Raw genomic sequence first — 25,818 nt, 5'->3', positions numbered from 1 at the left:
ACTCGGATGCCCGGTGCTGCGGTCAGTTCCCCGCCGGGGCGAGGGCCGAATCCGGCTGGGGCACCGGCACTTCGGCCAGTTCCAGCAGGATCCGCGACACCTGCGCCAAGCGCCCGGGGGTGGTCTCGTCGGCCTGCAGTTGTGCGGCGATGCGGCGCACGGTCCGTCCGCCGAAGACCGCGGTGACACCGAATTTCTCGATCGCGAGCAGTCCGCGCACCTTGGCGGTGAACGTGGTGGCCAGGATCGAGTTGCCGCCGATCTCGAAGAAATCGGTTTCCACACCGACCGTCTCGACACCGAGGATCTGCGCCGCGATATAGGCCAGCGCCGCCTCGATCTCGTTCGCGGGCGCCACCGCGGCCGCGCCGGCATCGGGGGCGCCGGCCTCGACCAGCCGCCGGATCGCGGTCCGGTCCAGTTTCCCGTTGGGAGTCAGCGGGATCTCGGCCACGATCTCGATCAGGTCCGGGATCATGTGGGCGGGAAGCAGATCCCGCAGCGCTACCCGCAACTCGTCGGCGGTGACACCGCCGGCCCGCACCGCGGCGGCCAACCGGCCGGAACCGGTCACCAACGCGACGGCCTGCTGGACGGACGGCAGTGTGGTCAGCGCGGTCTCGACCTCACCGAGTTCCACGCGGTAGCCGCGGATCTTGACCTGATGGTCGGCGCGACCGAGGAAGTCGACGGTGCCGTCGGGCAGATACCGGGCCAGGTCGCCGGTGCGGTACCAGCGCAGGCCGCCGTATTCGACGAAGCGCTGGGCGGTGCGTTCCGGGTCGCCGCGGTAGCCGTCGGCCACACTGGTTCCGCCGATCCACAATTCGCCGACGACCCAGTCCGGGCAGTCCTCGCCGCGCTCGTTCACCACCCGCATCGCCACATTCGCCAGCGGCGTGCCGTAGGGCACGGTGGCGCGGTCGGCCGGGAAGTCGTCGGTCACTTCGCAGACGGTCGAGTGGATCGCGGCCTCGGTGGCACCGCCGAGACCGGCGAAACGCAGGTCCGGAACCAGGGCGCGCAGGCGATGCGCGAGTTCGGCGTCGACCCGGTCACCGCCGGTGACGACCACCCGCAGGGTGCGCAAGGCCGCCGCGTCGGCGGAGTCCAGCAGCATCCCGATCAAGCCGGGCGCGCAATTGAGCACGCTCACTTCGTGTTCGGCGATCAGCCGGGCCCACGCCTGGGCGTCCCGCTCGATCTCGCCGTCCACGCACACCAGCGCACCGCCCAGGGCGAGCGGGGCGAAGATGTCGAAGACCGACAGATCGAATTCCAGCGACGACAGGCCCAGCAGCCGAGCGCTCGCGTCCAGGCGGAAATACGCGGCGAGGGCGTCGATGGTGTTGGCGGCGGCGCGATGGCTGACCTCGACACCCTTGGGTTCACCCGTGGATCCGGACGTGAACAACACGTAGGCGACGGCGTCCGGATCGCTCGCGTGGGCGCGCTCGAGGCGACGCCCGGCCAGCGCGGTCGTCAATTCGACGGCGGTGACGTCGGCCGGCAGGTCGAGCGCCGCATCGGTGAGCGCGACCCGGGCACCGGCGCGCGCCAGAATGCGGTCACGCCGCGCCGGCGGCTGACCGGTGCCGATCGGCACGTAGGCCGCCCCCGCGGCCAGCACACCGAGGACGGCCGGAATCTGCCGGTGGCCCTTGGGAATCACCACGGCGACGGTATCGCCCGGCCGCACGCCGGCATCGGTGAGCGCGGCGGCCACCGCGAGCGCCTGATCGGCCAGATCGCCGTAGTCGCAGGCACCGCCGCGCCAGCGCAGGGCCTCGGGCTCCGGCTTGCGCCGGGCGCGGTCGAAGAAGTCACCATGCAGGGTGCGGGCCTGCCAGTCGGTGAAGGTGTCGTTCACCCGCTCGCGCACCGCACGCTGCTGCGCCGGCAGCTCGATCGACAGCGGTGCGTTCCAGTCCGCACCCGGCTCGGCGAGGGCCAGCAGCAGGCGGCGGAATTCGGCGAACATCGCCGCGACCACGCCCTCGGGCATGGCGTCGCGGCGCACATCCCAATTGACCAGCAGACCGCCGCCCAGTTCGGCGACCTGAGCGTCGAGATCGACCTGCGGGCCCTGCGACAGAATCCACACCGGCTCGCCGAACCGGGTGGTGACCCGCTCGGAGAAGAGCTCGCCCAGGTCCAGGCCGGAGGTGAAGACCACCGACGGCGTCACCGGACCGCCGCGCAGGCGGCCGAGGTCGCGCAGCACATCCAGGCCCTCGTATACGGAATGCACGGCGCAGGTGTGCAATTCGCGTTGCAGGCGCTTGGCGCGGGCGACCATCGATTCCGGCGCGCGAGCGTCGACGTCGACCAGGACCGAATTGGTGAAGTCGCCGACCACGCGGTCGATATCGTCGTGCAGCGGCTCCCGGTCGAAGAGCGGGACGTTCAGCAGGAAGCGCTGCCGCGCGGACCAGCGCGCGATGGCCTCGGCGAACACCGTGGCCAGCGCCACCGCCGGGGTGACACCGTGGCTGTGGGCGAGCTTGTCGAATCCGGCCTTGGCCTCGGGTTCGAACCAGTGGTGCAACCGGATGCTGCGGCTCGGGTCGGCGCGCTCGTCCTCGGCCAGTACCGGCAACGACGGGATATCGGGCAGGTCGGCGAGTCGCTGCTCCCACCAGGCCTGGGCGGCCGAATTGTCCGGCGTGTGGCGCGCTCTGGCGTCGAGATATTCGCGGAAGGTGTAGCCGACGGTATCGGCCGGATCGGCGTCGCTGTCGTAGAGCGCGGCCAGATCGTCGAGAATTCGCCGATAGCTCAAGGCATCTCCGGCGAGCATGTCCACATCGACGTGCACGCGGTGGGCGTCGCCGGGCAGCAGGGTGAGGGTGATGTCGACGACCTGTCCGGCCTCGACGTCCATCCGCTGATGACTCTTGTCCTGGCGCAGCCGTTCCAGTTCCGCGTCCGGATCGGCGGCCGCGCGCAGATCCTCCACCCGGAACACCGGGAGCAGCGGCTCGGGCAGTACGCGCTGCGTGCCGGCGTCGGTGAACTGCACGCGCAACTGGGGATGGCGACGGACCAGGCGTTCGACCGCACGGCCCATGCGCTCGGCATCGAGGCCGCGGCCGTCGAATTCGACGTAGAGATGGGCGGCGACACCGCCGAGCTGCTGATCCTGGCGGCGGCCCACCCAGTAGGCGTGCTGCATGGTGGCGAGGGGGAATTCCTCGCCGTCGGCGAATGCGGCACCGGCTTCGGCCGAGGTGGCAGGAGTAGCGGTCGGCGTGGGTTCGGCAGTGGCGCCGAGCAATTCGGCCCACGCGGAAATCGTGGGCGCGAGTGCGAGTTCGGAGCTGCGGACCTCATGGCCCTGTTTGCGCCAGCGACCGGCGAGGCGCATCAGCTTCATCGAATGCATGCCCAGGCCGACCAGATCGTCGTCGTATCCGATCTCGTCGGGTCGGATCCCCAGCTCCGCCGCCACGATGTCACGAACGTCAGCCTTGCCGAGCATCAGACAAACTCCTCACCGGCCGGAAATCGGGCCTCACCACCTAATTCAAAGGCTAGGCTTGCCTAACCTCCAAGCATAGTAGCCCAGGCGACCCCGACTGCGTAGGGATGTGGTTTGGCTAACCTAACTCCGCTACTCTAGCCACATGGGCAAAGGGTTCAATGGCATCGTGCTGAAGGCGCTCGGCGCCGACGACTACCGGTTCACAGTGACCTCGACGCGACAGATCAGCGACAGATACTTGCGCATCGGCTTCACCGGCGGCGGCCTGCTGACCGAGCACCCGGTCCACCCCACCCAATGGGTACGGATCTGGTTCGCCGAGGACAGCGGCAATCTCGTCCAGCGGGGCTACACCCTGGTCGACCCGAATCCTGAGGCCGACACCTTCGATATCGAATTCGCCCTGCACGGTGGACCCGCCTCGCGCTGGGCCGAGAAAGCCGCGGTCGGCGATGTCATCGACGCGACGGTTATGGGCTCGAAATTCGCTGTGCCCGAACCGGTCCCCTCCGAGTTTCTGATCTTCGGCGACAGTGCCTCCCTGCCCGCCGTCAACTCGCTCCTGGACGCGATCGGCGAAACTCCCGCCCGGGTCTGGCTGGAATGGCAGCACGAATCCGAACAGTCGCTGCCCGTGCGCAGCGGCCCCAAGACGGAGGTCACCTGGGTCGAGCGCGTCAACTACGGCCAGCTGCTCCGGCAAGCCGCCGAATCGGTCACCTGCTCCCCGGATGCCTTCGGCTGGGCCGCGTGCGACGCCGCCACGACCCGGGCCGTCGCCAAATCACTGAAATCCAAACTGCCCAAGGGGAATGTCGCAGCACGCGGATACTGGCGATGATTCGCACGCGGCCGGGGACGTCGGGGCGGCGGCTCGCGGTGTGGAACGTGCACCCGACCTGAGGATTACGACAGGTGGTACGAGCTCGAATACTCCGAGCACGCCGCCCGGCTTCGGGGTTACTCTCTGTCGGTTGCCACAACAGCGCTCGAAGGAGTCCGATGTTCGCGCTCGTCGTGAGGTTCGATCTGGAGAATGAGGAGAAGGCAACCGCCTTCGACGCCTTGGTCGCCGAAACTGTCCGAACGATCACAGCCAAGGAACCCGGGACCCTCGTCTATGCGACTCACACGGTTGTCGACGAACCACTCTCCCGGATCTTCTATGAGGTGTACCGGGACCGTGAGGCGTTCAACGAGCACGAACGCCAGCCCCACACTCGACGGTTCCTCGAGCAGCGATCAGAGTACGTTGAGTCGTTCCGCGTCGAATTCCTCACTCCCACAGCGGCAAAGGGGCCTGCTGCTGTGCAGTAGTGCGAGTCAGAGTCGGTCCGCGATTCCACACCACACCGCGAACCCACGCACGGTCTCGACACTGCGAGCTTCCGCGCGCGCCAGTGCCCGCACGGTTTCGTGAACCATCGGGTTGTAGCGGGTCTGCGCCGGCGCGATGGATTTCGCGGTTTGCAGGGCCGTGAATGCATGTCGCCGATTGCCGTGAAGAAGGAATGCTCGCGACAGATCGATGTAATGATGCCCGGCGCGTTCTTTAGGCGCATCAGAGGGGATCACCAGCGCTTTCGCCCTGTTCAGAGCCTCGGTGCCGTCCATCGCCTCCACAGCCAGAGCGACGGACCAGATCCCCACGTTCGTTGGACCGAACGAGAGAATCGTATCCCGATCATCACCCAACCGAGACGCGGTCTCACGCGCTTCCGAGAGATGCGCATCGGCAAGACCCCGTTTTCCGGACCGCGCGGCGGCCAACCCAGACTGAAGATGAAGTCCGCCCCAGGCGATGAGGTCGGACCGTCGGCCTGCGCCGAGGCGTGGCTCGATCTCGACGCGGCACTGTTCGAGAAACGTCAGCGCAGCGGCCCAGTCCCCACCCGAGGACAATAGCGCCGCCCGTTGGAACTGGCTTGTCGCTTTCCACAGCTGACTTGTCGATTCTCCTGCAGCCCAGGCGATTCGATCGACGGCAACAGTGGCGAGATCGGTGTAACCGAGCTTGTGAGCGAGGCTGTGAGACGAGTAGTACAGCTCGCACATCATCATCAATGCCTGATCACGTATTTGCCCGCTGGTACGGTGCACAGTCGCCCGTACCTCGCCCAATAGGGCAGGGAGTTCCTCGGCGAGCTTATGGAAGGACGCGTTGCGACGGTAGCGGGAAATGCGCTCGACGTCGGTGGCGATGTTCGTCATCGGCCGAACCCAGGATATGTTCGCATTGTCGATGTCAAAGGCCGCCAACTCCGTCCGCAACACCGCCACAACCGAATGCATCGCCGTGTCCGCGCCCGGAGCCGGCGGGTAGGGCTGACCAGTCAGGTCGGTGACACTAACGCGTAGCGCTTTGGACACCGCACCCACGAACGCCGCGGTCGCTGGAACTCTTCGCTGTTCGACCGAACGCACCAATCCCACCGAGATATTTGCCCGGTCCGCCAGCTGACTCTGAGTGAGACCTGCCAACTTCCGCGCCTGCGCGACGCGTACCGCTACTCCCGCATGCTGCTCGCCAACTTTGCCCACGGGGTCATTGTCACTCGGTCGCGAAGCGTTCGATACGAAATTTCTTCGTACTCCATGCCTTCCTCTTCGTCCAATGTCTACCCAGGCCCCGCCGCCGGGTCGAACCGCCACCCTTTCGCTCATCGATCCAACCCACGGCGACGCCGGATCGACAGGAATGGATCTCCGGCGGCGGGAGCCGCTCACACACACGAGATGGAAGGGCACACAATGGATTCCGGTGAAGCGAACGCGAAGCCGACCGCGATATGCCTCGTACGTGCAGAAGTCTCCGGCCCCAACGCCCCGCGGCACGCGATGGAGGTGCAGCGCCACGCAGAACGTCTCGGCTATCTCCACCTGTACACGGTGCGGCCGCCGGCCGACGCCGCCGATCCGGTGGGTTACGCGCTGGGACTGGCCGCCAGCCTGAATGTCGACGCGATCGTCGTCTACGACCTGGAGACCGTCGGCAACAGCCCGAGCCGGGTCTGCGACATGTTCGACCTCGAAACGGTCTGTCCCCCAGCGACATGGGCGGTGACCCTGCCGGGCTTCGCCGATCCCGAACACTCGCACCCGGAGCAACCGCTCACTGTCGCGTCGGCGCAACAGATCATGCAGGAGCACGTGAATTGCCGCGCGGTCGAATGCCCGCGCAAAGCGAGCGCATACAGCTGCCTGGTCCGCGCCGGCAAAATCGTCCCGCCGGTCGACAGCCCTCGCGAGCGTGCGGCGGCGCGCGGGCTGCGGTTCCGGCCGCGGCGCACCAACGACTGTCCGCTACCGGACGGAGTGAACCTGGAGACCCTGCTCGACATCTTGAGCGGGCTCGCCGACTACGCGTCGACCGGTAACCGATAGCGAGCCGCGATGAGCTTCACCGGACCCACTGAAGCTCAACCCGAATCGCCGCTACCGCACGAACCGGACATCGGGCTCTGCGTGCTCATCACCGTACCGGGCAGACACGAGCTGAAGTTCGTCGCGTGCATACCGGCCGCGATCCGCTTCGCATTGCATTGTGTCGCCGACTACCCCGCGGTGTCGGTGACGTTCGAGCCGCCGGATCCGCAGCGCCGGCGGCTGCCCTGTGAACGGCTGTGGACACTTCCGTGAGTGACATCTGGGTCTTCGGCGCCACCGCGCTCGGTGTTCTGATGATCGTCTCAGTCGCGGTGTGGTGCTGGCCGACCCGGATCCCGAGAGGCCGTTCCGTGGACGAAATCCGCCAGCGCATCGAAGACGAGGACGACCGAACACGACAGTGAGGCGGGATAGTCTGACCAGCAGCAGCCTACCGACGAGGGGAGCCGGAGATGAGCGACGCCGAGCAGATGGGATTCGACATCGAATTCGACGAAAAGACCCAAGCCTTCCTGGATTGGGTCGCGCCGCAGCGTATGGAGTCGCAGGTGCGGTCCTTTCTCTCCAACACCGTTCCGGGCATTGCCGACTACGAAGACCCGTGGTGGAAGCCTGCGGTGCTGACGCGCGTCCTGGACGCGACGCTGGAACTGTTCGGCGACTGGGACACATTCAGCACGCCGGAAAATCGTGATCGCGCAGATCAATTCGTTCGTTTCCTGGGTGAATGCTGTGTCAAACAGCATCCCGGCATGGCATGGACCAACGATCCCGGGTCGGGAGCTCCGCTCTACACCGACTTCGGCCCAGCCGTGCACTTCGTCGACTCCGGACTCGGCGAGAACGTCATCTCGCTGGCCCGGGAACTGTTCATGGAGAACTACGGCCCTCGGATGGTCGAGTACAGCATCCAGAAGGCCGGAGTACCTATCTGATCATGAGCATCAGGGGGGCGTGTGCCGGACGAATACGACGGCATCCGAGGTGGATTGTCGAATTATGAACGTGGCCTGTATTTCGAATTAGGCAGAGCACACATCCGGGGAGAAACAGCCGAACGGGGCTGGGTCCGCCAGTTCCAATTGCAGGTTGGCAATAGGGCGCGCATTCTGGATTCGGCTCGGACCGATGGCCGTGGAACACGCGGTGTCGAACGCAAATCCGGTCGAATCCATGAACGGTCCACGCTGGAACAATTGCGTCGTGAACGAAGCGCTCTCGAATCCGGGAAGCTGACCCACAGCCGCTGGGAAACTGTGGCCGGCGAGAAGATTCCCCGTTCGGTCGGCGACGAGTTACGAGCAATGACACGGGATTTCCCGGGGCGGTTCGAACACGAGGTGTTGTCGAGAGCCGACGCAGCGCGCGCACTCGAGCTCGGCCGGTCGTTGGCTTCACGACTTCCTAAAGTCCGCGAAGCGGCAGAACGGTTGCGGCAGAACGAAGAAAGACAGCGGCGCGAACGAACAGCCCGCGAAGCCGCACAGCGGGTTGCACGCGTATTCGGGAATGTCATGAAGGGCATCAAACGCGAAGAGCGTGCGGCCCAGGAAGCGCGTGAATTACGCGAAGCGCGCGCGCTCGCGGAATTGAACGAGCTGAGCGCGTACGCCGCGCAGGTGCAGCAGGCGCGCGAGGCAGCCGACGCCGCCGAACAGGCTCGCCACCAGGAGAACGTCAAAGCAGAAGAGCGTGCACGACTGGAGCGAGACGAACGGGAGCGAAAACAGCGGGAGAGGGACCTGGCCGACGCGCAGACACGAGGGAGATTCCCTCCCGACGTGGCGGAGCTCCTGATCAGGAGTCGCCCGACACCGGGCCTGGAACACCTGCATCGGCAACCACCATCCCCAGGGAAGACCCGGGCCGGCCGGGAGGAGCGGGCACGCATGCGGGACGAACGTGGACGCGGCGGGCGCGAACACCGGTAGCGCGGCGGCGATCACGGTATCGATCCGTGACCGCCGCCGGTCCGGTGCGAAAACCTCAGGCCGGCACCAGATGCCAGCCGGTCGCGCGGGACCGCTCGGACCAGAACCCGGCATAGCGGCCGCCGAGTTCGAGAAGTTCGGCGTGCGTGCCCCGTTCGACGATCCGGCCCGCCTCCACGAACAGAATCTGATCGGCGTGGGCGATGGTGTCGAGCCGATGCGCCACCACGACGACGGTTTTGTCCCGCGTCAGTTCGTGAATGCCGCGCACCACCGCCGACTCGCTGTGCGGGTCGAGGGCGCTGGTCGCCTCGTCGAGCAGCACGATCGGCGCGTCCTTGAGCAGCGCGCGGGCGATCGACACCCGTTGGCGCTCACCACCGGACAGCGCCGCGCCGCCCTCGCCCACCGCCGAATCCCAGCCGTCGGGCAGCCGGTCGACGATCTCGTCCACCCGGGCGATCTCCCCGGCCCGGCGCACCTGTTCGGCGGTGGCGTCCGGATTTCCGATGCGGATGTTGTCGGAGATGGTCTCGTCGAACAGATAGACGTCCTGGAACACCAGCGACACCTGGCGCAGCAGGGTTTCCGAGGGCTGCCGGCGCACATCGTGGCCGCCGACGGTGATGCTGCCGGAGCCGACGTCATAGAACCGGGAGGCCAGCTTGAGCAGCGTGGTCTTACCGCCGCCGGAGGGGCCCACGATCGCCGTGGTGGTGCCGCTCGGCACGGTGAACGAGACGCCGTCGATGACCTTTTCACCCTCGCGGTAACCGAATTCGACATCGTTGAAGACGATCTCGGGCGCACCGGGGGTCACCGGTTCGGTGGCCTCGGCCAGATCGTGCTCGGACAGGAAGTCCGTGATCCGGTCGGCGGCGTCGCCGGCGCTGCGGATCGCGGTGCTCAGCTGCGCGGCGCGGTTGATCGGTTCGATGAACCGGGAGGTCACCGCGATCAGCGCGATCGTGGCCGGGATGGAGAGGTCGCCGCCGGTCCCGCGGGCCACCACCACCGACACCACGATCAGGAAGACGATCTGCACGCACAGCGCGAACACCATCAGCCCCGGCACACTGGCCACGATCATGCGCTTGGACGCGGCCTCCTGGTCGCGCAGTGCCCGGGTGAGTGCCCGGTTGCCCGCGCCCACCGCACCGAAGGCCCGCAGTACGGGCTGCGCCTGCGCGAACTCCACGACTCGCGAATTGGCTTCTGCCGCAGCGGCATCGAGCCTGCGGTCGGCGCGGGTGTAGCTGTTGTTGGCCCAGCTGCTGACCAGCAGCAGCACCGGCAGGCTGACCAGCATGACCAGCGCGATCCGCCAGTCGATGAAGGCGACCCCGATCGCGACGCCCACCGGGACCAGGACCGCGGTCAGCACGGGTGCGAGCAGATAGTTGACGACGCTGAGGATTTCGCGCACGCCGCCGACCACCATGCGGGACAGGGATCCGGCGTTGGCGGTGGCGAACCAGCCCAGCGGCAGCGTGCTCAGATGATCACCCAGCCGGGTCTGCACGCCGCGCAGCATGCCCACGCCGATCCGCAAACCCACCAGCAACTGCTGGTACGAGCACACCGAGGCGACGACCACCGCGAGCGCCAGCCACGCGGTCCAGCGCCACGCGCGTCCGAAATCACCGTCGAACAGCGCCTGCAGCACCGGAATCAGCAGCAGATAGGCCGCGATCTGGCCCAGCGCGCCCGCGCCGATGAGGGCCAGATGGCGCGGCACGTAGCGGCGCAGTTCCGGCGGAACGAGGGCGAAGATCTTCCTGATCACCGCAGTTCTCCTTCGGAGTCGGAAACGCCCAGCACGTCCACCGACGCCTGATTCTGTTCCCAGAGGCGCTGATAGAGCCCGCCGGCCACCGACAGCGTCGCGTGGTCACCGGTTTCGGCGAGTTCGCCGTTGTCCAGCACCAGAATTCGGTCGACGCCGGTGATGGTGTGCAGCCGATGCGCGATCACCAGCACCGTGCGCCCGGCGACCAGGACGGCGAGCGCGTCCTGGACCGCGGCCTCGGATTCCGGGTCGGCGAAGGCCGTGGCCTCGTCCAGCACCAGCACCGGGGTATCGGCCAGCAGCGTGCGAGCGATCGACAGGCGCTGCGCCTCACCACCGGACAGCACCGCGTCGACACCGACTTCGGAGTCGTAGCCGCGCGGTAGTTCCAGAATCCGATCGTGGATCTGGGCGGCGCGTGCGGCTCGCTCGACGGCATCCGCATCCGCGTCGGGCCGGGCCAGCGCGATGTTGTCGCGGATGGTGCCGCGAATCATCCGCACGTCCTGCAGGACGAATCCCACGGTGCGGTAGAGCTGCGTGGTGGAGTACTCGCGAACATCCTTGCCGCCGATCGTGATCCGGCCCGCGGTCACGTCGTAGAAGCGCGGCAGCAGCCGGGCCAGGGTCGACTTGCCGGAACCGCTCGGGCCGACCAGGGCGGTGATGGACCCGGGCGCGAGTTCGAAGTCGACCTCGCGCAGGACGGTCCGATCGGCGCGATAGCCGAAACTCACCTGTTCGAACCGCACCGCGAGTCCCGTGGCGGCAGCGTCATCGGCCGCGTCGGCAGCGTCGTCGCCGTCGGCCCGCACCTCGAGTTCGGGTGTCTGCTGCAACTGGTGCAGGCGCAACGCCGCGGCACCGCCCGCGCGCAACGCCTGCCCGCCGAAGCCGATGCCCAGCAGCGCACTGCCCAGCCCGATGCCGAGCAGCAGGAACGGCAGGATGTCGACCGGATCGGTCCAGCCCAGATCGGCGAAGCCCACCCCGGCCACCACCACGACCAGCATGAGCAGCGCCGGAGTCAGCAGGATTTCGGCGGCCGACTGCAGTTTGGTCATCGGCGTCTTCCACGCCAGCAGACTCTCGGCGGTGTTGTCGACCGCGCGCTGGAAGGTGCTGTGCGCCTTGCGGGCCCGGCCGAACGCCCGCACCACCTGGATGCCGTCGACGAATTCGATGATGGACTGTTCGATGGCGCGTTCGTTGGCGTCGAAGACGGCGAAGCGTTCCTGATGCACCTTCCCCATCATGGCCGCGAGCCCGCGGGTGTAGAGCACCAGCGGCACCAGCAGGATCAGCGTCAGCCGCCAGTCGACGGTGAACAGATAGACCAGCGCCACCAGTTGCACCGTCACCGCACCGACGAATTCCAGTCGCGCGTGCGCGACCAGATAGTGCAGGGCCTCGACATCGTCCTGCAGGAACTTCTTCACCTCACCGGAACTGCGGTCGGTGAACCAGCCCAGCGGCACCCGGGTCAGCTTGGCCGCCAGCAGTTGTCGCAGGGTGAGCTGGAATTTCGCGTCGACCATGTGGGTCCAGACCAGCGCCGCGGCCTGCAGCAGTCCGCGCAGCACCAGCACCACGACCGCGGCGATCACCAGCGTCCACACCCGGCCCTCGTCGATCGGTGCGGACAGCAGTTCCCGGCAGGCCTCGACGATCAGGATGAACGGCACCACCGCACAGATCGAGGAGACCACGACGACCAGGCTCGCCAGCGACAGCGCGCCGTTCACCGGCGCGAGCACCTGTTTGCGGGCCAGGCCGTCGGCGCGGCGCTGCTGTTTCAGCGCGACCCGGTCGGGTTCCAGCGGTGTGTCGGGCGTGGCCGGCGGCACCTGCCGCGCCGCCTCCGGCTCGGCCGGATCCACGGTCTGAACCGTCATCAGTCCTTCCCTCCCATAGCTGTCACCCTGCCTGTCGCTGTGCACCGAATTCGGACATTCCGGCGGCGAAATCACACAGTATGGTGCGCCACCGCTCGGCGCGCGCGTCGGCCTCGGCCTCGTTCAGCACCGCCGAGTTCACGTCGATGTGCGCGATCAGAACGGGGCGCGCCTCCTTCGCCACCACCGCGGTATTGAGGTCGATGGTGAAGCGCAGCGGCAGATCCGGATGTCCGGCCGCACCGAATTCGGCGGTGAGCTCCGGCAGCGGCACCGGCGTCCACGGGCCGCTGCCGAACTGCAGCACGTCGAAGCGGCCCAGGTGGTTGAGGCGAATCTGCCCGCGCGCGTGCAGGGTCCGATCGTGAACCGGTGCCCGGCCGGTGGCCGGCGTCCAGGTCTCGAGTTCGGCCGCCGGCACCAATGCGGTCTCCTCGACGGTGAACCAGCCGACGCGGCGGGTGTCGTCGCCGGGGTCGCGGCCGTGCGATTCGCGGGTCACCGCGATGCGGCCGGTGTCATCCGCGGTATCGGCGACCAGTCGCGCGCACGCGGCGAGTAACAGATCGTCCAGGGGCACATCGGAGTCCGCGCACCGGGCGAGCAGCGCCTCGGTGTGGTCGGGGCCCAGTTCGACGATGCGCTGGACGGCCTTACCGGCCCGATCGCTGCGCGGATCGGTGTAGCGGCCGCCGAGCGGTGTGCCCAGCGTCGGCGGAATGCCGGGCCGGGTGTCGTCGGTGCCGGAATCCGAAACCTCTTCGGCCCCGGTCTCGTTCACCGCGTCATCACCCTGTTCGAGCCGGCGCAGATCGTCCACGAGAATCAGCCAGGACACCACGTCCACCGCCAGATGATGGATCGACAGCACCAGTCGCGGCGGGTCGCCGGGCAACAGGGTCGCGGCCACCATCCGGCCGGCGTCCGGATCCAGCCGTTGCACCGTCGCCGCCAGATGTTCTGCCGCACTGCGGCTTTCGTCCAGCGCCACGACGGCGAACGTCGCGGCCGCGCTAGAGCGGTCCTGCGCGATCAGCACCGGCCGCCCGTCGTCGCCGACCTCCAGGCGAGACCGGAGGGTGGGATGGGCGGTGGCCAAGTCCTCGAGCCGGCGCACGATCGCCTCGGGCGTGATCTCCGGATCGAGTGAGATCACCTGCGATTGGGCGAGCCGGCGGTAGTCGCCGTAGCCGAGGATCTCGTGCGCCAGGGCAGTGAGCGGAAGTACGGTTCCCGCGGGTGTCACCTCGGCATCGACCCGGGCGTCCTCGGACGGTTCGTCCAGACGCTCGGCGAGATCGCGAAGATCGGCCGCCGCGAGCACTTCTCGCGCCGAGACGCGGTAGCCGGCGCCGCGCAGCCGCGACACCAGATCGATGACGCCGATACTGTCGATCCCCAGGTCCACCAGGCTGTCCAGGATGCCGATCCGCGAACCTGCGCTCATCGCCTCGATCAGCGCCAGCAGGGTGCGTTCGGTCGCGGTGCGCGGTTCGGCCCGGGCGCCTGCGCCGTCCGGGCGGGCCAGCAGTTCGGCCGCGACGTGCACATCGAGTTTGTCGTTGCGGTTCAACGGAATCTCGTCGACGAACACGATGCGGGTGGGAACCAGGAACTGCGGCAGCCGCCGGGCCAGATCGGAACGCAGCCGTGCGACGGTGCCGTCACCGACCACCAGCGCGCCCAGCCGGGTCCGCCCGTTCTCGGTGAAGGCCAGCGCCGCCGCGTGGCGGACGCCGTCGAGTTCTCGCAGCACCACACTGACCTCGTCGGGTTCGACGCGGTATCCGTTGATCTTCACCTGCCGGTCGACGCGACCCTCGTAGGCAACGGTGCCGTCGTCGGCTCGACGCACGAGATCGCCGGTGCGATACCGCCTTTCACCCGCCTCGCCCGCGACGAAGGCGGCCGCGGTGGTGGCGGGCCGCCCCAGATAGCCGAGCGCGAGTTGCGGTCCGGAAAGGTAGAGCTCGCCCTGCCCGCCGGGCGGCACCGGCCGCAACCGGTGATCGAGCACCTCGGCGGTCATCGCGTCGAACGGGCGGCCGATGGTCGGCGCGGCGTGGTCGTGCACATCGGCCATCAGCGCCTCGACGGTCGCCTCGGTCGGGCCGTAGAAGTTGATGACCCGAGTGCTCGCCAGGCCCTGCAGGCGCCGCCAGGTGTCCGGGCTGATCGCCTCGCCGCCCAGCGCGAGCACGGCCAGCGGACAGCGCTCGGCACCGGTCTCGGGATCGGTGCGCAACAGTCCGGCGGCGATCAGCCGGTTCAGCATGGACGGCGAGGTGTCGAAGATGTCGATCCCGAATTCGCCGATGGCCCCGACGATGCGCTCGGCATCGGTGCGAACCTCGTCACCCAGCAGGACCACGGTGTGGCCGCTCAGCAGGGCGACCGTGGGCTGCCACGCCGCATCGAATCCGGTGGACCAGCCGTGCCCGACGCGCAGCGTGCGCCCGGTGGCGGCGGCGATCGGCGCGAAGATCCGCCGCTCGTGATTGCCCCAGTGGTTGAGCAGCGCGCGATGCGATACCGCGACCCCCTTGGGCCTGCCGGTCGTGCCGGAGGTGAACACCACATAGCACGGCGCGTCCGAATGCCGTTGCGGCACAGGGTCCGACGCGCTGACGGACTCGCGGTTCCGTTCCGCGCTGGAGTCCGTCCGTCCGTTCGCCGCGGCACCGTCCGATGCCGGCAGTGGCGACCCGTGCGACGTGGCCTCATCCGTCGTCGCGACGCCCGGAGTCGCCGTTTCGGCCGAAACCGTCACTCGCGGCACACCACGGCCGCCCGCCGAAACCGAATCGGAGCCCGGGAACAGGAGGCGGCCGTCGCTGTCCGTGATCCCGTGGCGGCATTCCACCGCTTGCGCGCGGACCTCGGCCAGCGTCTCGGCGCGATCCGCGTCGGCGAGGACGATGCGCGCCCCGCTGGTGCTCAGCAGATACGCCACGCGGTCGGCCGGGGTGGCCGGATCGACGTGCACACACGTGGCGCCGGCGAGGCCGATGGCGAAGGGAGCGTGCAGGACTCGGCGGTCACGGGGCAGCATGACCGCCACCGAGTCACCGGAACCGATCCCCGCCGCAGCCAGCTCGGCGGCCAATGTGCATACCGCGGAACTGAATTCGGTGAAGGTCTGCTCACCCGCCGCATCGACGACCGCGATCCGATCGGCCGCCGCGTCGGCAGCGTTGAGCAACGCCTCCGGAACCGTGGCGGGTGCGGCAGAACTCGGCGCATCGGAAACCCTTGCGCCACCGGCGTAGTCGGCCGTCAGCGCGGCGGGCTCGTCGTCGAGCAGCACATCGACCGCACTGCACTGCCGCGCCGCCACGATCCGGGTGGCGACGGCGAGCAACCGGCGCGCCATTCGGTCCGGGTCGAAGGTGGTGATCAGGTCGGGGCGGGTTTCGACACGGCAGATCAGCTCGCCGTGTTCGAGTACGGGCACGACGGCGATCGGATAATGGCTCGGCGAATCGACGCGGCGTGCGGTCATGGTGGCGCCGCCGCCCATCGGCATGCGCGGTGCGACCGCGCCGACCGGCGAGTTCTCGAAGACGAGCAGGCTGTCGAACAATTGGCCGGCTCCGGCGTGGCGGGTGATCTCCGCGATGCCCAGATATTCGTGGGCCCGCAGCCGCGCCACCGAGCGCTGCAGTTCGGCGCCGACCTGCGCGGGCGCGCGTTCGTCCATCCGCACCCGTACCGGAATGGTGGTGACCAGCGCGCCGACCAGGCGCTCCGCGTTCGGCAGCGAGGCATCGCGGCCCGAGGTGGTCTGGCCGAAGACCACGTCGTCGCGGCCGGTCAGACCGGAAAGGATACGCGCCCAAGCCATTTGGAGCACGGTGTTCAGGGTGAGACCGTTGGCCCGCGCCCAGTTCAGGAGCAGGTCGGTGCCCACCGCGTCCACCCGCGCCTCGCCCACGACGGGCAGGTCGAGATCCGCCGGGGCCGGCGGCCCGAGCATCGGCATCGGCGCCAGACCCTCCAGTGCCGCGGCCCACGCCCGCGCCGAGGCCTCGGTGTCGCGACTCGCCAGCCAGGCCGCATGTTCCCGCAACGGCGGAGCCGGGGGCAACGCCGCGCCCTCCCCGCGGTGCAGGGCGATCAGATCGGAGAACAGAAGCGGAATCGACCAGCCGTCGACGACGATATGGTGTGCGGTACACACCACTTCGTACTCGTGCTCGCCGACCCGCGCCGCGACGACCCGGAACAGCGGACCGCGGTCCAGGTCGAGCCGCCGGCGCGCTTCCTCCCAGTAGAGATCCCGCGCCGCCGCCTCGGGGTCGGGGGCCGAGCGCAGATCGACCTCGCGCCAGCCGATTCGGCCCTCCGAGGTGATGACCAGCACCGGATGCGGCACATCCTCGGCCAGGACCGCCGCACCCAGATGCGGGTAGCGCCGCAGGACACCGTCGAAGGCCGCACGCAGCGCCGCCGGATCGGCCAGATTCTCCACGCGCACCGCGAAGGTGACCAGGTAGGGGTCGATGCCCTGCGCCATCGAACTGACCGAATACAGCCCGCGCTGCAGCGGCGACAGCGCGACGACGTCGAGAATCTCCACCTCGCTCACCGTGCGGCGAACTTCTTGCCGAGTGCGGCCAGTGCAGCCGGATCCAGACCGGAAGCGCTCATCGGCGCGACGGGGGCGGTCTGTTCGGCGGCCGGGGCCGCCTCGGCCTCGGTCAGCTGTGCGGCCAGTTCGTGCACAGCCGGGAATTCGAACACCTTCTGCACGTCCAGCGCATAGCCTCGCTCACCGAGCAGAGTGACCATGCGCAGTGCGGCGATGCTGTCACCGCCCAGGGAGAAGAAGGTGTCGGCGCGGCCGACCTCGTCGTCCGCATCCAGTTCGAGCACCTCGCGTATGGTATCGGCGATCAGCCGTTCGGCATCCGTGCTGGGCTCTCCGCCGAGGCCGGTGCCACCGTGGTAGAACGCGTCCCGTTCGAACACCGTCGGAAGCTCCACCTCGCGCAGCGGATTCTCCGAGGCCGCAGCGAAATTCAGCAGCCATCGCTCGATCCCGCTTGTGAGCGCGTCGAATTCAGCGCTTCCGGCGAATGCCGCCGGGAATTCGAGGGTCACCGCCACCTCCTCGGCTCCGGTGACGACATCGGCGACGACATCGGTTCCGTGTGGCCGCGCCACTCGCCGGGCGATCTCGCGTGCGTTCGCGCCGGTCACCTCGGTCCGGGTGGTGACCAGTGCCTGGAATGGCGCACCCGCGGCGACGGCGGCGGCACCGCGCAGCTGATGCGTGATCCGCTCGATCCGGGCCGCGGCATGGGCGCGCGCGGGCACCGCGAGCTCCGCGACCTGCGCCAGCAGCGCTCGCGGAGTGGCCGCCGCTGCGGTGTCGATGCGCAGCACCAGATGGTTCGCGTAGGCGCCTAGCGCCGAATCCTCTTGTGCACCAGCCCGTCCCGCGTCGGCGATACCGATCGGCACATCATCACCGAGACCCGCCGCGCCCAGCACAGCGGCCAGCGCGGCGACCACGGACAGTTCGACGTCGTGGTCGCCGAAGGCAGCCGCCGGGACCCGCAGCGTGCGCGTCGCGGCGGCCGGACCCGGTTGCGCGCCGGAAGCACCGGCCACCGCCACGGTCGCCCGCTCCGGCAGATCGGCCAGCCGATCCAGCCAGTACCCGAGGTCGGGATCGGCGGCGGCATCGCCGACCAGCGACTTCATCTGCGCCATCGCGTAGCCCCGGTACTGTGCCACCGGCTCGGCGACCGATCCCTCGAGCAGTTCCGCGACCAGCAGTTCGAGACTGCGATCGTCGGCGGCCACCGGATGCGCGGTGAGGGACAGGACGTCTCGATCGGGGGTGCGGTGCAGTCTGATCCGGATCGGCAGCTCGCGCACCGGATCGATGCGGTGCGCGGCATCGGACCGCAGCGCGGCGTCGAGGTCCGCGGACGCGGTCTCGACCGTCTCGACCACCGTGTCGGGCGCGTCGACGACACGCTGGTACGGAATCCGGCGATCGTCCGGGTAGACCGTGCGCAGAATGTCGTGCCGGCTCACCGCGGCGACCGCGGCCCGGTCCAGATCGGCCGGATCTATGTCGCCGGTGATCTCCAGGGCGAGAAAGAGATTCGTCGCCGCGACGCCGCGCAGTCGTTCCGGCAGCAGGGCGGCCTGCTGGGCCGGGGACAACGGGATGCCCCGTCCGCCCGTTCGCGACTGGGTCGCGGCCGCAGCGGTTTCCGGCGCAGACGCGGCCGGCGCGGTCGTATTCGGCACGGGCGAATCAGACATGGGTACTCAGTCCTTACTTGCCGACGGTCGAGAATGTCGGTTCGAGCTTGTCCAGCAGATACGGCACCGACAGTGCGGTCGGCTGGTTGATGGCGTTGATCGTGATCATGTCCACGAACGAGATGCCGCCCTGGCGCACCGACGGCAGATCCGCGTAGCCGGGCAGCTGGGTGAACTTCTCCTGCAGGCCCGGAGCGGCGCCGCACACCAGCAGATCGGAGGTCAGGTCGCCGAGCCGTTCCGGCGAGAGCGCCAGCCGTCCGCCCGAGGGGGCCTCGGCGACCAGTTTCGCCGGCATCGTCATCCCGAGCCGCGTGAACACCTGCGCGGAACCGTCTTTCGGATCCGCCAGCACCATCAGCTGGGTGGGCGTGGTGAGCATGCAGGTGAGGAAGCTCTTGCCCTTCAGGCCGGGATGTTTCGCGGCGACCGCGTCGACCTTGCCGTGCACATCGGCGACCACCTTCTCGGCCTGGTCCTGCTTGTGCAGCGCCTTGCCGAGGGCCTGAACCTGGTCTTCCCACGGATCGATCTGCGCCGAGGACAGCGGCCCGATGGTCGGGGCCAGCTTGGACAGCTTGTCGTACATGGCCTTGTCCATCATGTAGCCCGGCGCCACGATGAGATCGGGCTCGAGCGCCGCGATCTGCTCGACGACATCGCCGCCCATGTTCAAAGCCTTGGACTGTTGCGGCAGCGACGACGGCAGCCACGGCACAGTCATCCCGGCCCCGGCACCGGGGACCAGATAGCCGACCGGGGTGACCCCGAGGGAGACGGCCGCGTCCAGCCAGGCCGGGCCGAGGGTGACCACGCGCTTGGGCGTGCCGTCGACGGTGGTGGTGCCCATGCTGTGCTGGATCGTCACGGCGCCACCGGAATCGGCGTCGTCCGAACCGGATCCGCAGGCGGCCACGGCCGTCACCAGACCCAGGATCAGCGCCAGCAACGTGGTTCGCAGCACCGCGCCGCGTGCGCGCATACCGCGGCCCGCGGATGTTCGACCTGGGTTCATTGCACAGCTCCTTGTACTTCGCTCCGGGCGACTCGCGATCCCGGCCCTCTCGAGATCGTAGCTTAGGCTAAGCTAACACTGGTCGTCGATGCCTCGACCCGGGCCGCCAATCCGGCCACGGTCGGAGTGCCGAACAGTGCGCGCACGCCGATCCGCACGCCGAATTCGGCTCGGATCCAGGCGAGCAGCCGCACCGCCAGCAGGGAATGACCGCCGAGTTCGAAGAACGAATCCTCGGCACCGATCCGCTCGCGGCCGAACATCCGCGCGAACAACTCCGCGATCCGCGTCTCCACCGCGGTATTGGGCTCCCGATACAACTCCACCGGCGACCGCTGTGGCAGCGGCAGCGCGCGGCGGTCGAGTTTTCCGTGTTCGGTCAGCGGAATCTCGTCGATGATCGCGAAGGCTCCCGGAACCATGTACGGCGGCAGGACCGCCGCGGCGTGTGCCCGCACCGCGTCCACATCCGGTGCGGCGCTGCCGTTCTCGCTACGCGCGGGCACGAGGTAGGCGGCGAGTACCGTACCGAGCGTCTCGTCGGCGACCGCGGCGGCCACGCAGTGCGCGACGTCCGGATGGGCGGCGACGGCGGCCTGTACCTCGGCGAGTTCGATGCGGTAGCCGCGCACCTTGACCTGTTCGTCGGCGCGGCCCAGGAATTCGAGTTCGCCATTGCCGTTGCGGCGCGCCAGATCTCCGGTGCGATAGAGCCGTTGCCCGGGCGCGAACGGGTCGGCCACGAAACGTTCGGCCGTGGCGGCGGCCCGGCCGAGATAGCCGCGCGCCAATTGCGCACCGCCGAGGTAGATTTCGCCCACCACGCCGGTCGGCACCAGTTGCAGCCGCTCGTCCAGCAGATACAGGGTGACATTGCGGTTGGGGCGGCCGATGGGCACGATCCCGGTTCCCTGCGGGCCCTCCACGGTGAGATGCGTGGCCGAGACGACCGCCTCGGTGGGCCCGTAATGGTTGCGGAGTTCGGCCTCGAAGATGCCGGCGAACCGGTCGGCGACCTCACCGTAGAGCGCCTCACCGCCGACCGGCACATGGCGCAACGCGCGCCACTGGCTCACCTCCGGAAGCATCAGCAGGGTGCTGAGCATGGAGGGCACCATATGCAGCACGGTCACGCCGCAGCGCGAAATCAGTTCCGCCACATGGGGTATGTCGTCGAAGGCGTCCACCTTCGGAATCACCAGGCCGGCGCCGAGGGTGAGGGTCACGAAGATGTCGAGCAGCGAGGCGTCGAAACCGATCGACGAGGATTGCAGCAGCCGATCCTCGGCGCCCACACCCCACTGCGCACAGAATCCCACCACGTGTTCGGCGATCGCGGCGTGGGAGACCCCGACCCCCTTCGGGGTTCCGGTGGAGCCGGAGGTGTAGATGACGTAGGCGAGATTGCCGGGCCGCAGCGGGCGCAGCCGGTCGCTGTCGCGTGGATCGTGCTGAGGTGAGGTGCGGGCGGCCGCTTCGGCGGCGCGCAGATCGCCGGCATCGAGGACCAGCGCCGGCCGCGCGTCGGCGAGCAGGAATTCCACCCGATCCGCGGGATAGGCCGGGTCGATCGGCAGATAGGCCGCTCCGGTCTTCAGCACCGCGAGGACGGCGACCACGAACTCCACCGAGGTGTTCAGCCGCAGCGCCACCACGTCCTCGGTACCGATACCCTGCCGAATCAGGTGATGCGCCAGGCGATTCGCGCGCCGGTCGAGATGGTCGTAGCTCAGTTCGCGATCTCCGTCGCGGGCATCGACGAGTGCGACCGCCTCGGGATTCGCTGTCACTCGGCGCTCGAACAGATCGACCAGCGTGGTGGGAGCGACGGCGACGAGTTCACCGTGCGACTGCTCCAGAACTGCCTCGCGGTCGCGAACCCCGAAGAAATCCAGCTCGCCGATACGACGCTCGGGTTCGGCGATCGCCGCCGCGAGCACGCGCACATAGTGGGTGAGGAACTGTTCGATGATGCGGGCGTCGAATTCGTTTGCCTGATAGGCGATTTCAACCCGCTCGGGCAGGTCGCCGGTGGTGATCACGGTGAGCGACAGCGGCATCCGCGTCGTCGGGCTGCCGACATCGACCGCGGCGGTCGCGGCGGCGTCCAAGGAGAGCGCCGCGGTGCGACGGATGCCGAATTCGATGCGGGCCAGCTGCTCCAGTCCGTCGCGACCACTGCCCCGCTCCGGGTTGAGGTCGGCGACGACCTGATCTATCGGTGTGCCGCGGTGCTCGAAAGCCGCTGCGGCGCGGTCGTTCACCGCACGCAGGCAGTCGAGGACGCGGTCCGCCGGGTCGACCGTCGTACGCAGTAGCAGCGTATTGCCGAAATACCCGATTCCGGTGTCGTCGGCATGCCGGACAGTGGCCGGCACGCAGACGAGGAAATCCGTTGCGGCGGTGTAGCGGTGGATCAGCGCGTCGAAGGCGGTGAGAAGTACCACGAGCGGGGTGGTGCCCTGCCGGTGCGCGAACTCCGTTACCCGCGCGGCCAGGTCGCCCGGGAGCCCGGCGCGGACGTGGCCGGTGCGCAACGAGGGCACGGTCGCGACGACACGGCCGGGCAGCTCCAGCGGTTGCGGCAAGGGCGACAGGGCGTTTCGCCAATACGCGCGATCGGCCTCGGCTACCGGTACGGGCGCGCCGTCGCGTCGGATGCGCACCGGGCGGTCGTCGTGGGACGCCCGCGTGTGAGCAACCGCGTCGTAGCGCTGACCGACCTCGTCGAGGAAGATCTGCCAGGAGTCGTCGTCCCAGGCGATCGTATGCACCACGAGGGTGAGGGCATACTGCCGTTCACCCGTGCGAATCAGCAGGCAGCGCAACGGCGTCTCGGACGAGAGATCGAAGGGGCGCCCCGCCTCGCGGCGGATCAGCACCTCGGCTCGGCGCTCGCGACTGGCGTCGGCGAGATCGCGCAGATCCACCTCCTGCCAGGTCGGTGCCGCGTCGGAACGCACCACCGCCCGCGGCTCGTCGTCCTCGTCGAGGGTGTATACGGTACGCAGAACCCGGTGCCGCGCAACGGTTTCGGCGATCGCGTCCCGTAACCGGACGGCGTCCACCGCACCCTCGAGGCGGTGAACCGCACAGCAGTTGAGTGTGGTGTCCTCCGGATCGCGGTTCTGCAGGAACCAGATCCGGCGCTGCGCCGCCGACAGCTGCCCCGTGGCCGGCTCCTGCGCCGACAGCGCGGTCATCGCGGGGCGTCGGTGAGATAACCACCGCGAGCGAAGAATTCGGCACCGTCGTGCTCGGCGCCGTCGGCGGTGCGCACCCGGGTGACGACCAGGCCGAGATTGCCGCCGCGGTGTGCGTCCGGCCCGCAGATCACCACGCCACCACCCTCCTGCACGACGACTCGGCCGGGGGTTCCGCCGTAGCGGGCCTGCGACAGGGTGGCGGCGGTGATCTCCACCTTCTCGCCGCGGTAGTAGGAGAACGCCCGCGGATACGGCTCGGACAGCGCGCGCACGAAACGCTCGAGATCCACCGCGTCCCAGTGCCAGTCGATGCGGCTGTCGCGCTCGGACCGCTTGTGGAAATAGGTGCGCTCGGCCTTGTCCTGCGGCCGCCAGACCGCGGTGCCGGATTCGATCGCACTGAGCGCCTCCCGGAGCGCGCCCGGAATCAGTTCCATTCCGGCGAGGACGAGTTCGGTTCCGGTGGCGGTCGGGCCGATCGGCAGCGAGCGCTGCACGAGGATGTCGCCGGTGTCGAGCTGTTCGTCCATCCGATGCACGGTCAGGCCGAATTCGGATTCGCCGCTGATCAGCGCCCACAGCACGGGCGAGAAGCCGGTGAACTTCGGCAGCAGCGAATCGTGCAGATTCAGCGTGCCGTGCGGCGGCATCAGATACAGCTCCGGCGGCATCCAGGTGTACCAGCTGTTGACCACGATGATGTCGGGTTCGGCGCGCTTGACCAGATCGATCGTCTCCGCATCCGCGCGCTCGGTCAGGTGGACCGGAATGCCGTGTTCGCGCGCCAGTTCCTCGACCGAATCGGACCAGATGCCCTTGTAGGCGTGTTCACTCGCGGGGTGGGTGACCGCGAGCACCACCTCATGTTCCGAATCGATCAGGGCCTGCAGCGTTTTACGACCCCAGGTCTGATAACCGAACGACACGATACGCATGAACCGAACCTCTTCCCTCGAACTAAGGGTAGCCTAGCCTACAGTTAGCCGCGTGATCATTCCGGGCGCTGCCCGGCCCCGATCCGCGCCACCGCGGCGGTCCGGCGCACCGGCACCTCACCCAGCACCCGATCCGAAAGTTCGCCCAGGCAGCTGAGATTGGGGAAGCCGGGCCCCTGCGCCATCCCCGCGAGATTCGGCAGGTAGAGCTTGGCGTCGAGGCCGGACACCGCCAGATCGTGGCCGATGGCCGCCTCCAGCCGCGCATGGGTGACGGGCCCGCCCACCGCGAGCTCCACCAGATCCGAGGCATCGGCATCGAACAGGTCCAGGAACCACAGCGGCTGGCCGCCGGTGGCGTCGACCACCAGATCGAAGGCGTGCATCTGATCGGGGCGCAACTCATTGCGCAAGGTGAGGGCCACCCCCTCGCCGCGCTCGGCCACCCGCACCACGCGTCCCTGGAGATGATGAACGCGATTGTCCCCCAGCACATTCTCCTGCACCCGCACCGAGAACACGCCACGATCGGTGCGGCGAATGACGTCGCGACGCTCCTGCAGGCTCAGTGCCCGCCACTTCGCCGGATCGCTGAACAGCGCATTCTCGAAATAGCTTTCGCCGCGGGTGTAGATGGTGGCCGCGGGCGAGATCACCGACACGGTGAGGACGTCGTGGCGCACCAGTTCGTCCACCGCCGACCCCGCGGTCTCACCGCCGCCGATCACCGCCGCCCGCGAGGAGACCGGCAGCCGGCGCTTACCGGCGAGATCCCAGAAGTCCGCGATGCTCAGCACCTTCGGATGGTCGGCCAGCGCGCGCCGGCTGTCGCCCGGGCCGGTGATCATCAGCCCGTCGCAATCGATTTCGGTCTCCACGCCGGCACCGTCGGCCACCGCGACCAGCCAGCCGTCGGCGGCCGGGCGAATCCGGCGCACCGCGCCCATCACCATCTCGACCTCGGCCTTGCGGGCGACCCACTGCAGATAGTTGGCCCAGACGTGGTGATGCGGGCTGGGCCGGCCCCGGTCGACCCATTCGGCATAGGTGCCGTTCTCGACCAGGAACGACGTCCAACTGTAGGCGATCATCGCCTGGTCGATCGCGCGGTTGTGGCCACGCGCCCAGGTGGAGTGATACGGGAAGCCGACATCCTTTTCGGGGCTGGTGCCGAGCCGGTGCTGGCCGTCGGTCCATCCGCCGCTGGGCAGCCAATTACCGCCCACCGCATGCGGTTCCACCACGACCACGCGCGGAGCGGGTAACCCCAGGTCCCGCAGCACCCGGGCCTTCGCCGCCACTGCCATCGCTTTCGGCCCGGCTCCGACCACGAGAAGCGTCTTCACTGGTACTCCCGTTCTGTGATTCCAGCCACCGCCCAGCCGGTCGCCAGGGGCGTTCAGCTGCGCAGATCCGACATATCGGGAAGAGCGGATCCGCCCGAAGTCGACTGAGTGTTACCTACCTTTGCATAGGCTTACCTTATATTGCTAGGTGGTGCCAGCCCTTGCGGAACGATTGCGAGGCACGGCACTCCTGTCCCACAACTGATCGGATACGACCATGATCAAGATCAAATCCCGTGCCGTTGCGGCGTTTTCGCTGGCCGCCGTGGTCTTCGCCGGCGGCGTCGCCTCCGTGACCCCGGCCGTCGCCGCGCCGATCGCCGCCCCGGCGCACGCCGCCGCTCCGGGCGTCGGCGAGCTGCAGAGCAAGCTGCAGTTGGTGCTCGACCCGAACGGTTCGCGGTCCGCTCGCGCCAACGAGCTGGAGGCCGGCGAGGCCGGTCTGAGCCTGGTCGACCAGGTCGGCGGCGTGATGGCCTCGGTGCCCGGATTCCAGTGGCAGGCCGTCGCTCCGGTGAACGTGCAGGGCGACACCCTCACCCACAACC

18 protein-coding genes are annotated in these 25,818 nt (G+C 68.5%); 8 read left to right on the top strand and 10 right to left on the bottom strand.

Translation table 11 applies throughout. The annotated features are described in order from the left end of the window. Positions 1 to 22: 22 nt before the first annotated feature. Positions 23 to 3,481, bottom strand: coding sequence for a non-ribosomal peptide synthetase (locus tag ON23_RS04130; protein ID WP_039776484.1), 3,459 nt, complete (start codon positions 3,479 to 3,481; stop codon positions 23 to 25). A 145-nt stretch (positions 3,482 to 3,626) separates the two neighbouring features. On the opposite strand from ON23_RS04130, the gene ON23_RS04125 reads away from it, so the two are divergent. Further along, complete coding sequence (locus tag ON23_RS04125) at positions 3,627 to 4,325, top strand: siderophore-interacting protein (RefSeq protein ID WP_039776483.1); 699 nt, start codon at positions 3,627 to 3,629, stop codon at positions 4,323 to 4,325. A gap of 161 nt (positions 4,326 to 4,486) precedes the next feature. Continuing rightward, complete coding sequence (locus tag ON23_RS04120) at positions 4,487 to 4,801, top strand: putative quinol monooxygenase (protein WP_039776482.1); 315 nt, start codon at positions 4,487 to 4,489, stop codon at positions 4,799 to 4,801. Positions 4,802 to 4,807: 6 nt separating this feature from the next. On the opposite strand, the gene ON23_RS04115 is transcribed toward ON23_RS04120, so the two are convergent. Continuing rightward, complete coding sequence (locus ON23_RS04115; RefSeq protein WP_039776481.1) at positions 4,808 to 6,025, bottom strand: helix-turn-helix domain-containing protein; 1,218 nt, start codon at positions 6,023 to 6,025, stop codon at positions 4,808 to 4,810. A 303-nt stretch (positions 6,026 to 6,328) separates the two neighbouring features. Here ON23_RS04115 and ON23_RS04110 point away from each other — a divergent pair, with 303 nt between their 5' ends. From ON23_RS04110 to ON23_RS37705, 5 genes are read left to right on the top strand one after another with little or no spacing between them, the layout of a single operon-like run. Further along, positions 6,329 to 6,868, top strand: a complete 540-nt coding sequence (locus tag ON23_RS04110; RefSeq protein WP_157170154.1) for a hypothetical protein — start codon at positions 6,329 to 6,331, stop codon at positions 6,866 to 6,868. 9 nt (positions 6,869 to 6,877) lie between these two features. Continuing rightward, the gene (locus tag ON23_RS04105) at positions 6,878 to 7,123 is read left to right on the top strand and encodes a hypothetical protein (protein WP_039776479.1); all 246 of its coding nucleotides are present in this window, start codon (positions 6,878 to 6,880) and stop codon (positions 7,121 to 7,123) included. Then, a complete protein-coding gene (locus tag ON23_RS37710) occupies positions 7,120 to 7,275 on the top strand; it encodes a hypothetical protein (RefSeq protein ID WP_157170153.1) in 156 nt (51 codons plus the stop codon). The genes ON23_RS04105 and ON23_RS37710 overlap by 4 nt, the downstream gene beginning before the upstream one ends. A 48-nt stretch (positions 7,276 to 7,323) precedes the next feature. Next, positions 7,324 to 7,806, top strand: coding sequence for a hypothetical protein (locus tag ON23_RS04100; RefSeq protein WP_039776478.1), 483 nt, complete (start codon positions 7,324 to 7,326; stop codon positions 7,804 to 7,806). A 21-nt stretch (positions 7,807 to 7,827) separates the two neighbouring features. Then, positions 7,828 to 8,802, top strand: coding sequence for a hypothetical protein (locus ON23_RS37705; RefSeq protein WP_157170152.1), 975 nt, complete (start codon positions 7,828 to 7,830; stop codon positions 8,800 to 8,802). Between the two features lie 55 nt (positions 8,803 to 8,857). On the opposite strand, the gene ON23_RS04090 is transcribed toward ON23_RS37705, so the two are convergent. The 8 genes from ON23_RS04090 to ON23_RS04055 form a co-directional block, all read right to left on the bottom strand. Further along, positions 8,858 to 10,588: an ABC transporter ATP-binding protein gene (locus tag ON23_RS04090; RefSeq protein ID WP_039776476.1), complete on the bottom strand. Its 1,731-nt coding sequence runs from the start codon at positions 10,586 to 10,588 to the stop codon at positions 8,858 to 8,860. Then, positions 10,585 to 12,486 carry an ABC transporter ATP-binding protein gene (locus ON23_RS04085; RefSeq protein ID WP_083903689.1) on the bottom strand — a complete coding sequence of 634 codons (1,902 nt, stop codon included), beginning with the start codon at positions 12,484 to 12,486 and terminating at the stop codon, positions 10,585 to 10,587. The genes ON23_RS04090 and ON23_RS04085 overlap by 4 nt, the downstream gene beginning before the upstream one ends. 22 nt (positions 12,487 to 12,508) lie before the next feature. Further along, positions 12,509 to 17,074: a non-ribosomal peptide synthetase gene (locus ON23_RS04080; RefSeq protein ID WP_063821218.1), complete on the bottom strand. Its 4,566-nt coding sequence runs from the start codon at positions 17,072 to 17,074 to the stop codon at positions 12,509 to 12,511. After that, a complete protein-coding gene (locus ON23_RS04075; RefSeq protein WP_083903688.1) occupies positions 17,071 to 18,768 on the bottom strand; it encodes a condensation domain-containing protein in 1,698 nt (565 codons plus the stop codon). Before ON23_RS04075 ends, ON23_RS04080 begins: the two co-directional genes overlap by 4 nt. A 13-nt stretch (positions 18,769 to 18,781) precedes the next feature. Next, positions 18,782 to 19,783 (bottom strand): ABC transporter substrate-binding protein, encoded by a 1,002-nt coding sequence (locus tag ON23_RS04070; RefSeq protein WP_051041963.1) that lies wholly within the window; start codon positions 19,781 to 19,783, stop codon positions 18,782 to 18,784. Positions 19,784 to 19,845: 62 nt separating this feature from the next. Continuing rightward, positions 19,846 to 22,986, bottom strand: coding sequence for a non-ribosomal peptide synthetase (locus tag ON23_RS04065; RefSeq protein WP_051041962.1), 3,141 nt, complete (start codon positions 22,984 to 22,986; stop codon positions 19,846 to 19,848). Next, positions 22,983 to 23,924, bottom strand: a complete 942-nt coding sequence (locus ON23_RS04060) for a methionyl-tRNA formyltransferase (RefSeq protein WP_039776473.1) — start codon at positions 23,922 to 23,924, stop codon at positions 22,983 to 22,985. Before ON23_RS04060 ends, ON23_RS04065 begins: the two co-directional genes overlap by 4 nt. 56 nt (positions 23,925 to 23,980) lie before the next feature. Then, on the bottom strand, positions 23,981 to 25,270 hold the full coding sequence (locus ON23_RS04055; protein WP_039776472.1) for a SidA/IucD/PvdA family monooxygenase: 1,290 nt from the start codon (positions 25,268 to 25,270) through the stop codon (positions 23,981 to 23,983). A gap of 217 nt (positions 25,271 to 25,487) precedes the next feature. Between ON23_RS04055 and ON23_RS04050 the strand changes: the two genes are divergently transcribed. Continuing rightward, the coding region (locus tag ON23_RS04050) for an MTB12 C-terminal domain-containing protein (RefSeq protein ID WP_039776471.1) at positions 25,488 to 25,818 on the top strand (331 nt) is incomplete at its 3' end.

This window comes from Nocardia cerradoensis NBRC 101014 (assembly GCF_000308535.1).
Lineage (GTDB): Bacteria > Actinomycetota > Actinomycetes > Mycobacteriales > Mycobacteriaceae > Nocardia > Nocardia cerradoensis.
The sequence above is the reverse complement of the archived record's forward strand: the minus strand, read 5'-3'. Positions and strand labels throughout refer to the sequence as shown.

What these genes read in the sequence shown, in the direction of transcription:
- ON23_RS04130 (WP_039776484.1), bottom strand. Translation starts at nt 3,481, where the DNA reads ATGCTCGGCAAGGCTGACGTTCGTGACATCGTGGCGGCGGAGCTGGGG.
- ON23_RS04125 (WP_039776483.1), top strand. Translation starts at nt 3,627, where the DNA reads ATGGGCAAAGGGTTCAATGGCATCGTGCTGAAGGCGCTCGGCGCCGAC.
- ON23_RS04120 (WP_039776482.1), top strand. Translation starts at nt 4,487, where the DNA reads ATGTTCGCGCTCGTCGTGAGGTTCGATCTGGAGAATGAGGAGAAGGCA.
- ON23_RS04105 (WP_039776479.1), top strand. Translation starts at nt 6,878, where the DNA reads ATGAGCTTCACCGGACCCACTGAAGCTCAACCCGAATCGCCGCTACCG.
- ON23_RS04100 (WP_039776478.1), top strand. Translation starts at nt 7,324, where the DNA reads ATGAGCGACGCCGAGCAGATGGGATTCGACATCGAATTCGACGAAAAG.
- ON23_RS04085 (WP_083903689.1), bottom strand. Translation starts at nt 12,486, where the DNA reads ATGACGGTTCAGACCGTGGATCCGGCCGAGCCGGAGGCGGCGCGGCAG.
- ON23_RS04075 (WP_083903688.1), bottom strand. Translation starts at nt 18,768, where the DNA reads ATGTCTGATTCGCCCGTGCCGAATACGACCGCGCCGGCCGCGTCTGCG.
- ON23_RS04070 (WP_051041963.1), bottom strand. Translation starts at nt 19,783, where the DNA reads ATGAACCCAGGTCGAACATCCGCGGGCCGCGGTATGCGCGCACGCGGC.
- ON23_RS04065 (WP_051041962.1), bottom strand. Translation starts at nt 22,986, where the DNA reads ATGACCGCGCTGTCGGCGCAGGAGCCGGCCACGGGGCAGCTGTCGGCG.
- ON23_RS04060 (WP_039776473.1), bottom strand. Translation starts at nt 23,924, where the DNA reads ATGCGTATCGTGTCGTTCGGTTATCAGACCTGGGGTCGTAAAACGCTG.